Source organism: Harryflintia acetispora (genome assembly GCA_004340125.1).
Taxonomy (GTDB): domain Bacteria; phylum Bacillota; class Clostridia; order Oscillospirales; family Ruminococcaceae; genus Harryflintia; species Harryflintia acetispora.
In genome coordinates this window covers 151,984-164,079 of the sequence record SLUK01000005.1, presented here as the reverse complement: position 1 = coordinate 164,079, position 12,096 = coordinate 151,984, and the positions used below count along the sequence as shown (strand labels likewise).

Here is a 12,096-nt window from a genome sequence, read left to right as displayed (position 1 = left end):
ATGGTTGACAGGGCGGCGCCGAGCCTTTATACTGGATACAAAGAAGAGCGCTGCGTGCGACTGACGGGTAATTGTAGAATAACTACAGTGGAGCACGAAAGCGGATTGAGCCGACCGTCTGGGCGATTCCTGTGGGGAACCATGGGAATGGCCCTTTTGTTTTGCCAAAGGGGCCGCGAACATACAGGAGGTAGACTTATGCAGCAGTGGGAAGGCTTTGCGCCGGGCAGATGGCAGGACAAGATCGACGTGCGGGATTTCATCCAGAAAAATTATACCCCCTATATCGGGGACGACGGCTTCCTTTGCGGCGCGACCGAGCGCACGGCGCGCCTGATGGAGAGGCTGAATACCCTGCTCAAGGTGGAGCAGGAGTTCGGCGGGGTGCTGGACATCGACACCACCACCGTTTCCTCTCTCACCAATTACCAGCCGGGGTATCTTTGCAAGGACGAGGAGTTGATCGTGGGGCTGCAGACCAACCGCCCCTTAAAACGCGGGGTCAACCCCTTCGGGGGGATCCGCATGGCGCGCAGCGCCTGTGAGAGCTATGGCTATACGCTCTCGCGCAAGATCGAGGACGAGTTCACCTACCGCACCACCCACAACGACGGGGTATTTAGGGTCTACACCGACGAAATGCGCCGCGCGCGCAAGAGCGGGGTGATCACCGGCCTGCCCGACGCCTACGGCCGCGGGCGGATCATCGGGGACTACCGCCGGGTCGCTCTCTATGGGGTCGGCAGGCTGATCGCGGAGAAGCAGCGCGACAAGGCCGCCCTCGGCGAGGGCGAGATGAACGTGGATACCATTCGGCTGAGCGAGGAGCTCTACCAGCAGATCGCCTTTTTGCAGAAGCTCATTGAGATGGCCAAGATGTACGGCTTCGACATCAGCGAGCCGGCAAAGGACGCGCGGGAGGCCATCCAGTGGACCTATTTCGGCTACCTCGGGGCGATCAAGGAGCAAAACGGCGCGGCCATGTCGCTCGGGCGGGTGAGCACCTTTTTGGATATTTATCTCGAGCGGGACATGAAGAACGGGGTGCTCGACGAGAGCGGCGCGCAGGAGCTGATCGACGACTTCGTGATGAAGCTGCGTATGGCGCGCCACCTGCGCACCCCGGATTATAACGAGCTCTTCGGCGGCGATCCGATGTGGATCACCGAGAGCGTCGGCGGGGTGGGGGAGAACGGCGTCCCCCTGGTGACCAGGAGCTCGTTTCGCTTTCTCAATACCCTGTATACCCTCGGCCCCGCGCCCGAGCCCAACCTGACCGTGCTCTGGTCGGAGCGCCTGCCGGAAGGCTTTAAGCGCTTTTGCGCCAAGGTTTCGGTGGACACCGATTCGATCCAGTATGAAAACGACGACCTTATGCGGCCCATCTACGGGGACGACTACGCCATCGCCTGCTGCGTCTCGGCAATGAAGATCGGTAAGCAGATGCAGTTTTTCGGGGCAAGGTGCAACCTGCCCAAGCTCCTGCTGCTCTGTTTAAACGGCGGGCACGACCAGCTCTCGGGGATCGACATCGGCCCGAAGGGGGAGGTCTATGAGGGCGAGGTGCTCGACTACGATAAAGTGACCGCCCGGCTGGACGAGTACCGCGCCTGGCTGTGTAAGCTCTATGTCAACACCATGAACGTCATCCACTACATGCACGACAAGTACGCCTATGAAAAGACCCAGATGGCCCTGCATGACACCGACGTGCACCGCTTCATGGCCTTCGGGGTGGCGGGGCTGTCGGTGCTGGCCGACTCGCTCTCCGCCATCAAGTACGCGAAGGTAAAGGTGGTGCGGGACGGGGAGGGCTACATCAAGGACTTCGAGACCACCGGCGAATTCCCCAAGTTCGGCAACGACGACAGCCGGGTGGACGAGATCGCAGGGGAGCAGCTGCGCCTGATGATCGACGAGCTGCGAAAAACACCCGCCTACCGCGGCGCGGAGCACACCCTCTCGGTGCTGACCATCACCTCCAACGTGGTCTATGGCAAAAAGACCGGCTCCACCCCCGACGGGCGCAAGCAGGGCGAGCCCTTCGCCCCCGGTGCGAACCCCATGCATAACCGCGAGGAGGCGGGGGCCCTGGCCTCCCTTTCCTCGGTGGCCAAGCTCCCCTACGACTGCTGCCGGGACGGGATTTCCAACACCTTCTCGATCACCCCGGGGACGCTTGGGAAGACGAAGGAGGAGCAGGTGCAGAACCTGGTGGACATCCTGGACGGGTACTTTGGGAACCGCGCCCACCACATCAACATCAACGTGCTCAATAAACAGAAGCTGATCGAGGCCTACAACGATCCCGCCCTCTATCCGAACCTCACCATCCGGGTGTCGGGTTACGCGGTCAATTTCCACAAGCTCTCCCGCGAGCAGCAGCGCGAGGTCATCTCCCGCACCTTCCATGAGGCGATGTAGTTTTGCGCCTTTGCCGCAATTGGCGGCAGTTTTTCACGGCGGCACCGGCGCAAAACGTCCGAAGAGGGGAGGGTATTGGTGATGGAGGAGCTTTACGGACGGGTCCATTCCTTCCAGTCGATGGGCACCCTGGACGGGCCGGGCGTGCGCTCGGTCGTCTTTTTGCAGGGCTGCCCGCTGCGCTGCTGCTATTGCCACAATCCCGACACCTGGGAGAGGGCGGGCGGCGTGCGCACCGGGGCCGGGGCGCTCTTCCAGCGGGTGCGCCGCTACAAGGGATATTTCGGCGCGCGGGGCGGGGTGACGGTATCGGGCGGCGAGCCGCTGCTGCAGGCGGCATTTGTGCGCCGGCTCTTTTCACTTTGCCGCGGGGATGGGATCCATACCGCGCTGGACACCAGCGGATGTATCCTTGATGAGGAGGCAAGGGCCCTGCTCGACGTGTGCGATTTGGTGCTGCTGGACCTCAAGTTCACCACCGAGGAGGCGTACCGCGCGCATACCGGCGGCTCGCTCGCCAAGACACTGGGCTTTCTCGACGAGCTGGAGAGGCAAAAAATTCCGGTCTGGATCCGTCAGGTGATTGTACCGGGGTTTAACGACGACGAAGAGAGCATCGGGCGGCTCAACTCCTTGATCGCGCCTTATTCCTGCGTTGAGCGGGTGGAGCTGCTGCCCTTCCGGAGGCTCTGCCTGGAAAAATATCAGGAGATGGGAATTCCCTTCCCGATGGGAGAGATCCCCGAGGCCGACCCCCTGGCGGTGGCGCGGCTCCAGTCGCTGGTGCGGCTGGCAAAATAAAAGGGGAAACAGGGTACCCCTTCCGGGACGCTTACTGATAAGGCATGCGGGCGGCAGATTCAATCTGCCGCCCGCATGCCTTTCTAAACCGGTTTTATGGATGTTTTTGCGTAAAGATTTTGAGGACCAGGGCCGAGACCCGAGAGGAACTGCCGGTGGAGCGCTGAAAGAGGACGGTGCCCATTTCCCAATCCGAACCCAGCCCCGGAGGGAGGGAAGAGAAGCTGGTGAGGGCGGCGCAGCCCGCGTTGCTTGGCCCGGGGTTGACGGTGGTCTGGCCGAAAGCACCATACCAGGCGCCGATCCCGTAGGTGGGGGCGTGGAGTGCGGTGGAGAGCCAATAGTTGTTGGCGGAGTAGACGAGGCCGGAATAGCAGTTGCTGCCGACCCAGAAGGAGCTATCACCGGTAATGGCTCCGATCAGGCTTGGCCAAATCGAAGAGCCGTAATTCAGATCGGCCATGTTATAGGTGTTGGTGATGATGCACTGCTTGTTATCACTTCCGCGGGCATAGGGCACGATCCCACCGATCAGGCGCAAGTCGGGACTGGTGCCGCTGCCCAGCGAAGTGTTCTGGATGGTTCCAGCAAAATAGCAGTTTGTGACGGTGGAATTCATTAGCCCGCCTGCGATTCCTCCGGTGGAGGGGTAGGCTGGCGCGACGTGATCGCAGGACATGATTTTTGCCTCCACAAAGCAGTTTTGGATAGTGGCGCCATCACATGCGCCGGCGATCCCGCCGACATTATAGCCTGTGATCCAGTTGGTGGTGGTAACGCCCACATTCTGAACGGTGCTATTATCCAGCCAGCCAAAAAGTCCGCCATTACCGGTCTCGTTGACTGAAAGATTTTTGATATAATAGCCGTTTCCGTCGTAAACCGCGCCACTGAGCTTGGAGGTCGCGCCGCCGGTTTGGGCCAATGTGATGTCGTTTTCCTGTAAAAAGGATTTTCCGGTATTGTGCTGGTCAATATGGCGCAGCTGCGCCTCGGTGCCCACCTTCCAGGGACTACCTGAGGTACCGGCCCCGGAGCCGTAGCCCCCGGCCGAGAGGGCGTGCGCGCAGCCGTTGACCGTAACCGTGGCGCTGCCCGATTTGTCCGAGCCGTCGGCGGCGGTGGCCTTCACCGTAACCGTGCCGTTGCTGCCGACCCCGCCGGTGACCAGGCCGCTGGCGTTGACCGTGGCCACATTCCCCGAAGCCAGCGACCAGGTGACGTTTTTGTTGACGGCGTTGCTGGGGGAGACGGTGGCGCTCATCTGAACCGTGCCGCCCTTGTCCACCGACTTTTGTGCAACGGTAATGCCCGTGACCTTCTGGTCGGTCACGGTGACGGTATAGGGTGCACTCGTCACGCCGTCGGCGGTGGCGGTGAAGGTGGCACTGCCCGCCGCAGTCGCCGTTACCAGCCCCGAGGCGCTGATGTTGATATTGGCGCTGCCGCCGGTCTTCGCCCAGGTCACCGCCGGGAAAGTGACGTTGGGGGGATCGGTGGTGGCAGAAAGCTGGGAAGTGGGACTGAGGTTGTCACTGGTGCGCACCAGGTTGTTGTTTCCGCTGACTGTCACCGAGGTGACAGCGATCCTGTCCTTGACCGTGACGGCGCAGCTGGCGCTCTTACCACCCACGGAGGCTGTGACGATGGCGCTCCCCGGCGCGACCGCCGTAACCAGCCCGGTTTCATTCACTGTGGCCGCCGACAGATTGCTGCTGCTCCAGACCGGGGCGGCGTTGGGCGTTACCGTCGCGGCCAGCTGGACCGTCCTTGGCTCGGCCAGGGTGTAGATGGTGTAGTTCCCGGGACTGACCGACACGCTGCCGATGGTCACCACTGTAACGGTGCAGCTCGCCTTGTACTGCGCTGTGTCCGGCGCGCCCTTGATGTGGGCGGTGATCGTCGTGCTGCCCGCCGTCCTGCCGCTGGCATCGATGGTGGCGCTGCGCCCATCCGCCGCGACTGTCATCGCGGCGGCGCCGGGATTGCTGTTCGTCCATTCCAGCTCGTCGCTGGATACCCCGCCCGTCAGGGCGGCGGTGAGGGTGAGCTGCGTCTCGGCCGCCGTGCCGCCGGTGAAGAGGGTATAGGCGGTGTGGCTCAGCGACACCCCCGTCACCGCCGAGACGTTGACCGTGCAGGTGGCCTTCACCCTCCCGCCATAGACGCTGGCGGTGACGGTCGCCGTCCCGCCGGTGTGGGCGGTGATGAGGCCGGTGCTGTCCACCGACGCGACGGCCTCGTTGCTGCTCGTCCAGAGGACCTGTTCGGCGTAGCCGTTCGCCTTCATGTAGGGGTGGCCGGTCGGGCCGGTACTGCTTGTGCTGCCATTCTTGCTGGCGGTCAGTTGCACGCTCTGCCGCCCCTGGGCGTTGTTCGTCTGCAGGTAGAGGGTTTTCCCGGTCGCGTCGGTATCCCCGCTCTTGATCGTCAGGCTCTTGATCGCGTTGTAGGTCATCACCGTTTCCTTCACCCCGGCCGCGTGGAAGCCCGGGGCGCTGCCTTGGGAAGTCACGGTAATGGTGAAGTCGGTGTCCTCCTGAGGCGGGGCGGAGAAAGGAATCCTGTAGTCCCAGCCCGCCCCCTGCCGCACGCCATAGAGGGCCTCGCCGCCGCCCGCCGGGGCGGCGGCGACGGTGAAGCCGGTGATCAGGTCCGGATCGTTGTTGCCCAGCTTGACGGTGATCGCTTCCGTCTCCGCCCCGGCGGAGAACAGTGCCGCCCGGGCCGTTCTCCCCCCGGGGACCGGGGCGGGCTCATATTCTATTTCCGCCCCGCCGGAGACTCCCCCCGACTCTCCGACGGTGGCGGCCAAGGCCGGGCTTGCAAGGCTCAGCGAGAAGAGGATGGCAAAGATGGCGGCGGCGCTCCGGCGCGAAGGAATCCTCACGCGGGCTCACCTGCCTCGCGGCCCTGGGTGATCTCGCCGATGACGAAATCGTCGAGCGGCTCCTTCTCACTCTCACCCACGCTTATCCCTCCTCGGAGAGTTAGGGGGTCCATGGGGGGATGATTCCCCCCATGAGGTGGGCCGCCGGCGTCAGCCGGCAATTGCATTTCCGCAGAAATGCTGCCCGCCATAAATTCAGCCCCGGTGATGCTCCTCTCCCGGAGCAGCCCGGCGTAATGCTCCCGCGCCCCGCTGTCTCCCAGCGTGAAGCCGCCCAATACGGCAAGCGCCAGCGCGGACAGGATGACCGTGAACAATTTTGCTTTCATGATGAAGTCCTCCCTCCAAATAAAAAGACCTATAGCAAGGCTTTCTGCCGGTCCCGTCGTTTGGGGGAAAGCGCTGAATTTGTTGTTTTCCCTTGAAATCTGTTCCAGAACAGGATATAATTAGGATAAATTGAAACGGTTCGGGTGAAAGACCTGCCCGAACCTCGAATTACACCATAAAAAAAGACCACTAGAAAGCCTTTCTAGTGGTCTTTTTTATTAGCGTATCAGCAGCTTCCTGCGTTCCTTGTAGTCGGGCATGAGCCGCTCCATCGCCGCATGAAAGCCCTTCTGATGGTCGGGATAAAGGAAATGGACGTACTCGTGCAGCACCACATATTCCTGTGCGGCGAGCGGCTGTTCCATCAGGCGGGTGTTGAGGGTGATCTGCCGCTTCTGGATATGGCAGACCCCCCAGCGGGATTTCATCCGGCGCACTTTCAGCGCGGGCGGTGCGGGCAGGACCCTGGAAAAGAGCGGGTAAAAGCGTGCGCTGATCGCCTCGAAGGCGCGCAGGCACTCCTGCTCGGTGTACCGCTCGGGCGACTCAAGCTGCGTGCGGCGCACAAACGTGCGTTGCCGCGCAGCTTCGATCCACCCGGCGCGTGAGAGGACGAAGCGGTCAATTTCATGCAGGGGGACCCGCATGGGGGCCGAGACGGCGACCGCGCCGTCCGATTGTACCCGCAAATTGAGGTTTTTGACCTTTTTATAGGTCAGCTCATATTCGATTTCCCCGGCCCTTCTTTGCATGGATACCCCTCCCCGGTGATACCGGAAAATTGCTAGTCTACCGCGACGACCGAACCCTCGTATTTCTCTGCGATGAAGGCTTTGACCGGCTCGCTTTTCAGCGCCTCGAAGAGCGCCTTAATGTCCTCCCGGCCCTCGTCCCCCTCGCGCACGGCGAGGACGTTGGCGTAGGTTTCGGCGGCGAGGGAATCCTTCTCCTCCTGCGCCAGCGCATCGGCCACCTTGAGCCCGCCCAGGATGGCGTAGTTGCCGTTGATCACGGCCAGGTCCACGTCCTGCAGCGAGCGCGCGAGCTGCTCGGCGGCGATCTCAGTGATCTTCAGGTTCTTCGGGTTGCTCTCAATGTCCGCCTTGGTGGCGGTGATCCCGACGCCTTCCCTGAGGGTCAGCAGCCCTTGGTCCTGGAGCAGCAGCAGCGCGCGCGCCTCGTTGGTGGTGTCGTTGGGCACCGCGATGGCCGCCCCGTCGGGGAGCTCTTCGAGCGACTTGGTTTTGCCGGCGTAGACTCCAAGCGGCTCGTAATGGACGGTTCCGACCGAGACGAGCTTTGTGTTATTCTCGGTATTGAAGTTGTCGAGATACGGCCCGTGCTGGAAGAAGTTCGCGTCCAGGTCGCCGCTGTCCAGCGCAAGGTTGGGCTGCACATAATCGGTAAACTCCACGATGTCCAGCTTGTACCCCTGCTTTTGCAGCTCTTTGTCGGCCTCGCGCAGGATTTCGGCGTGCGGGGTGGGGGAGGCGCCGACACGGATTGCTGTAAGCGCTTCGCTGCCGGTCTCTTCGGAGGGGGCCGCCTCGCTGGAGGCGGATTGTTCGCTGGATGCCGGAGCTTCGCTGGAAGAGGACTCTCCCGCGCCGGAAGAACAGGCGGCAAGGGACAGGGCCAGCGAGCCCGCGAGCAGGATGGAAAGTAGTTTTTTCATGATAATGACCTCCTGTAAATAAAATGGGATTTATCTGCGTTTGTCGCTGCGGCGCGCGCCGCGCGTGCCGATCTCCTGGAAGATTTGCACGATGATGATCAGCAGCACCACGGTGACGAACATCACGTCGGTCTGATAACGGTTGTAGCCGTAGCTGATGGCGATATTCCCCAGCCCCCCGCCGCCGACGGCCCCGGCCATGGCGGAGTAGCCCAAGATGGTGGTGGTCGCGATGGCCGCCCCATTGATCAGCGAGGGCAGCGCCTCGGGCAGCAGCACCTTGTAGACGATCTGCAGCGGGGAGGCGCCCATCGACTGGGCCGCCTCGATCACGCCCTGATCGACCTCCTGCAGCGAGGACTCCACCAGCCGCGCGATGAAGGGCGCGGCCGAGAGGACCAGCGGCACGATGGTGGCGGTAGAGCCGATCGAGGTTCCCACCACCAGCCGGGTGAAGGGGATGACCGCGATCATCAGGATCAAAAACGGGATGCTGCGCGTGAGGTTGACGATCACGTCCAGAACCTTGAAGAGCGGTCTGCACGGGAGGATCCCGCCGCGCCCGGAGGTCACCAGCAAAATCCCCATCGGCAGCCCCAGCAGGTACCCGAAGAGGGTGGAGCACAGCGTCATATACAGCGTCTCGACAATGCCGAGCAGCAGCATTTGGATCATGGCCTCATTCCACATAACCGCTCACCTCCTCGGCAGTCAGGTTTTGGGCGTGCAGATAGCGGATCATCCGCTCGACGAGCGCTTGGTCCTCGGGGGTTTGCACCACCATCTGGCCGAAGGCCCGGCCCTCGATGTTCTTGGTGTTTGCGAAGAGGATGTTGATGGGCGCCTTGCACGCGAGGACCATATTGGCGATCACCGGCTCGAAGGAGGAGCTGCCGTCGAAGACGATCCGCAGGCACCGCCGCCCGATCAGCTGGCGCGCGGCGCGCCCTTCGGGATAAACGAGCTTTCGCGCCGCCTCGCTTTGGGGGTTCTGGAAGATTTCATCCACCCGCCCGCATTCGGCGATGGCGGAGCGGTCGATGATCGCCACCCGGTTACAGATTTCCTCGATCACGCTCATCTCGTGGGTGATGATCACGATGGTGATCCCCAGCGTGCGGTTGATTTTTTGCAGCAGCGCCAGGATGGAGGCGGTGGTGGTCGGGTCCAAAGCGCTGGTGGCCTCGTCGCAGAGCAACACCTTGGGATTGGTGGAGAGGGCCCGCGCGATGGCGACGCGCTGCTTCTGGCCGCCCGAGAGCTGGGCGGGATAGGCGCCCTCCCGCTCGGTAAGGCCCACCAGCTGCAGCAGCTCGCGCCCCCGTGCGCGTGCGTTTTCTTTGGGTTCTCCGGCGATTTCGAGCGGGAAGCAGACGTTTTGCAGCGCGGTGCGCTGCTCAAGCAGGTTAAACTGCTGGAAAATCATGCTCATCTGCCGGCGCGCCTGCCGTAGCTCCTTTGCCGGCAGGGCGCACAGGTCCACCCCGTCGAACAGCACCTGCCCCCGGTCGGGGCGTTCGAGCTGGTTCATGCAGCGCACCAGGGTGCTCTTACCCGCGCCGCTCATCCCGATTACGCCGAAGATATCCCCCCGCCCGATCGTCAGGTCGATGTTTTGCAGCGCGTCCACCCGGCCGTTTTTGGTCTCAAAGGATTTACACAATCCCTTGATTTCGATCATGGGCTCTCCCATACGCGTACCCTCCTCCTGTTCTTCTGAAAGGGAAATAAAAATCCCCGTCCCTTGAATTGCTTCAAAGGACGGGGATAAACGTTCCCGTGGTACCACCTTGATTTACCCGCGCCTCACGGCGTACGGGCCTTTGCGGGTGCGGGCAGTAAGCCGACACCCTGGCGCGTTCACGGGCGCACCCGTCGCAGCCTAAAGGGGGGCTCCCTCTCGGTGCGCGGCTCCGAGACCATGTTCAGCTGGATTCTCCTTTGCCCTCTCGCAGCAACAGGGCTCTCTGAAAAAGGTTTCTCCGCTTACTCTTCTCTTCTCAGCCTTTGGCGGTATGAAGTTGATAGAAGGAATTATAAGGCTTCTTTCCCGGTTTGTCAAGTGGTTTTTTCTTGACGGCGGGCGCGAAAGGCGCTATGCTTTCGATAGGATTCGTGTCATTGGGGGAGAGAGCTTGAAAGAAAAACACATACCTTGGGTGCTGCTGGGGATCATCTACCTGTCCTTCATCAGCCTCGGCCTGCCGGACGGCTTGCTCGGCGTGGCCTGGCCGGCCATGCGCGCCGAGTACCGGCTGCCGCTCGAGACGGTGGGGGTGCTCTCCATGCTGGTGATGTGCATGTCCGCCCTCTCGAGCGTTGGCAGCGGGTATATCCTGCCGCGCTTCGGGACCGGGCGGGTGACCTTCCTCAGCTGCCTGCTGACCGGGGCGGCCATGTTGGGTTACGCCTTCGCACCCGGCTTTTTGCCGGTGGTGCTGCTGACCATTCCGCTGGGGCTGGGTGCGGGCGCTGTGGACAGCGGGCTCAACCGGTATGTGGCCGAGCACTACTCCTCCCGGCACATGAACTGGCTGCATTGCTTCTGGGGGATCGGCGCCTCGGCGGGACCGCTGATCATGACCGGGGCCATCCTGCACGGGGGCTGGCGCATGGGATATCTTTTCATCTCGCTGATCCAGCTGGCGCTGAGCCTGGCGCTGCTCTATTCCCTTCGCAAGGGGCTTTGGCGGAGCGCGCAGAAGGAAGGCGGGCAGTCCGCCTCGGCGCTGGCCATCCCCGCGCCAAGGCCGGCGACCAGGGGAACGGTCGTCCTTGCGGTGGCGCTCTTTTTCCTCTATGCCGGGACCGAGTATTCGGCCGGGCTCTGGGTCAACAGCGTCCTGGTCGAGTCGCGCCAGGTGCCGCAGCAGCTGGCCGGCATGGCGGTCACCGCCTTTTACTTCTGCGTCATGCTCGGGCGCTTCGGCAGCGGCGTGCTGGTTGGGAAGCTGGGCAATATGCGCATGATGCGCCTCGGATTCCTGCTGGCCTTTTTGGGGGCCTGCTGCTTCGCCATGGCGGGCAAGAGCTATCCGCTCTCGCTGCTCGGGGTGATCCTTCTGGGGCTGGGGCTCGCGCCGATCTACCCCTGCCTCATGCACGAGACGCCCCGCCGTTTTGAAGAGAAGGTCTATGTGCGGCTGATCGGCTACCAGGTGGGGGCCGCCTGCCTGGGCGGTTCCGTCACCGGGGCCGGGATCGGGCTGGTGCTCTCCCATCATTCGCTCGAGTGGTTCGCGCCCATCCTGGGGACGCTGGCGGCGGTATCCTGTTTGATCAACGAGACGCTGGAGAGGCGCACGAAGGGGGAGGAGAAGGAATGACAACCATTGAGCGTATGAAAAGCGGGAAGCTCTATACCGACTTGTGCGAGGGGCTGCCCGAGCGGCGCCTGCGCGGCAAGGAGCTGTGCTACGACTTCAACCACACCCGCCCGCGCGAGGAGGAGCGCCGCCAAATAATCCTGCGGCAGCTCTTCGCTTCGCTCGGTAAAAACCCCTGGATCGAGCCGCCGCTCTCGGTGGCTTACGGCAGCAACACCCATATCGGGGACTGCTTTTACGCCAACTTCAACCTGGTGATTGTGGACGACATCGAGGTGTATATCGGGAACCATGTGATGTTCGGCCCGAACGTCACCATCACGGTGACGGGGCATCCGGTGGACCCCACGCTTCGCCGCCCCGGAAACCAGTTTTCCTTCCCGGTGCACATTGAAGACGACGTCTGGGTGGGCGCGAACGTGGTCATCCTGCCCGGAGTCCGGATCGGGGAGGGCGCGGTGATCGGCGCGGGCAGCGTGGTCACGAAGGACATCCCGCCGCGGGTGGTGGCCGTCGGCAGCCCCTGCCGGGTGCTGCGGGAGATCACCGAACGGGACCGGGAATATTATTACCGGGATTTGCGGGTGGAGAAGTGAAGCGGTTTTTGGCGGTCGCGATGGATATCCTGACGGAAGTGCTGGACCTGATCG

The 12,096-nt window shown here is 62.5% G+C and carries 10 protein-coding genes and 1 riboswitch; of the genes, 4 read left to right on the top strand and 6 right to left on the bottom strand.

Going from position 1 to position 12,096, the window contains the following annotated elements; all coding sequences use genetic code 11:
* Positions 1 to 46: 46 nt before the first annotated feature.
* A riboswitch (ZMP/ZTP riboswitch) is annotated at positions 47 to 131 on the top strand.
* 67 nt (positions 132 to 198) lie between these two features.
* Positions 199 to 2,424 carry a formate C-acetyltransferase gene (pflB, locus tag EDD78_RS07415; RefSeq protein WP_079698454.1) on the top strand — a complete coding sequence of 742 codons (2,226 nt, stop codon included), beginning with the start codon at positions 199 to 201 and terminating at the stop codon, positions 2,422 to 2,424.
* Between the two features lie 81 nt (positions 2,425 to 2,505).
* Complete coding sequence (gene pflA / locus EDD78_RS07410) at positions 2,506 to 3,225, top strand: pyruvate formate-lyase-activating protein (RefSeq protein WP_132084504.1); 720 nt, start codon at positions 2,506 to 2,508, stop codon at positions 3,223 to 3,225.
* 94 nt (positions 3,226 to 3,319) lie between these two features.
* Here pflA and EDD78_RS07405 read toward each other — a convergent pair whose 3' ends face one another.
* The 6 genes from EDD78_RS07405 to EDD78_RS07380 all read right to left on the bottom strand — a co-directional run bounded on the left by EDD78_RS07405 (position 3,320) and on the right by EDD78_RS07380 (position 9,813).
* Positions 3,320 to 6,115 (bottom strand): Ig-like domain-containing protein, encoded by a 2,796-nt coding sequence (locus EDD78_RS07405; protein ID WP_132084503.1) that lies wholly within the window; start codon positions 6,113 to 6,115, stop codon positions 3,320 to 3,322.
* Positions 6,112 to 6,444: a hypothetical protein gene (locus tag EDD78_RS07400; RefSeq protein ID WP_132084502.1), complete on the bottom strand. Its 333-nt coding sequence runs from the start codon at positions 6,442 to 6,444 to the stop codon at positions 6,112 to 6,114. Before EDD78_RS07400 ends, EDD78_RS07405 begins: the two co-directional genes overlap by 4 nt.
* Before the next feature lie 219 nt (positions 6,445 to 6,663).
* Positions 6,664 to 7,197, bottom strand: coding sequence for a M48 family metallopeptidase (locus EDD78_RS07395; RefSeq protein WP_132084501.1), 534 nt, complete (start codon positions 7,195 to 7,197; stop codon positions 6,664 to 6,666).
* A gap of 32 nt (positions 7,198 to 7,229) precedes the next feature.
* On the bottom strand, positions 7,230 to 8,120 hold the full coding sequence (locus EDD78_RS07390) for a MetQ/NlpA family ABC transporter substrate-binding protein (RefSeq protein ID WP_132084500.1): 891 nt from the start codon (positions 8,118 to 8,120) through the stop codon (positions 7,230 to 7,232).
* Between the two features lie 30 nt (positions 8,121 to 8,150).
* Entirely contained in the window at positions 8,151 to 8,810 is a 660-nt protein-coding gene (locus EDD78_RS07385; RefSeq protein ID WP_132084499.1) for a methionine ABC transporter permease, read from the bottom strand.
* Complete coding sequence (locus tag EDD78_RS07380) at positions 8,800 to 9,813, bottom strand: methionine ABC transporter ATP-binding protein (RefSeq protein ID WP_286170792.1); 1,014 nt, start codon at positions 9,811 to 9,813, stop codon at positions 8,800 to 8,802. The genes EDD78_RS07385 and EDD78_RS07380 overlap by 11 nt, the downstream gene beginning before the upstream one ends.
* A 442-nt stretch (positions 9,814 to 10,255) precedes the next feature.
* Between EDD78_RS07380 and EDD78_RS07375 the strand changes: the two genes are divergently transcribed.
* Positions 10,256 to 11,446 carry an MFS transporter gene (locus tag EDD78_RS07375; protein WP_165873146.1) on the top strand — a complete coding sequence of 397 codons (1,191 nt, stop codon included), beginning with the start codon at positions 10,256 to 10,258 and terminating at the stop codon, positions 11,444 to 11,446.
* Entirely contained in the window at positions 11,443 to 12,042 is a 600-nt protein-coding gene (locus EDD78_RS07370) for a maltose acetyltransferase domain-containing protein (protein ID WP_132084497.1), read from the top strand. Before EDD78_RS07375 ends, EDD78_RS07370 begins: the two co-directional genes overlap by 4 nt.
* Positions 12,043 to 12,096: the final 54 nt, after the last annotated feature.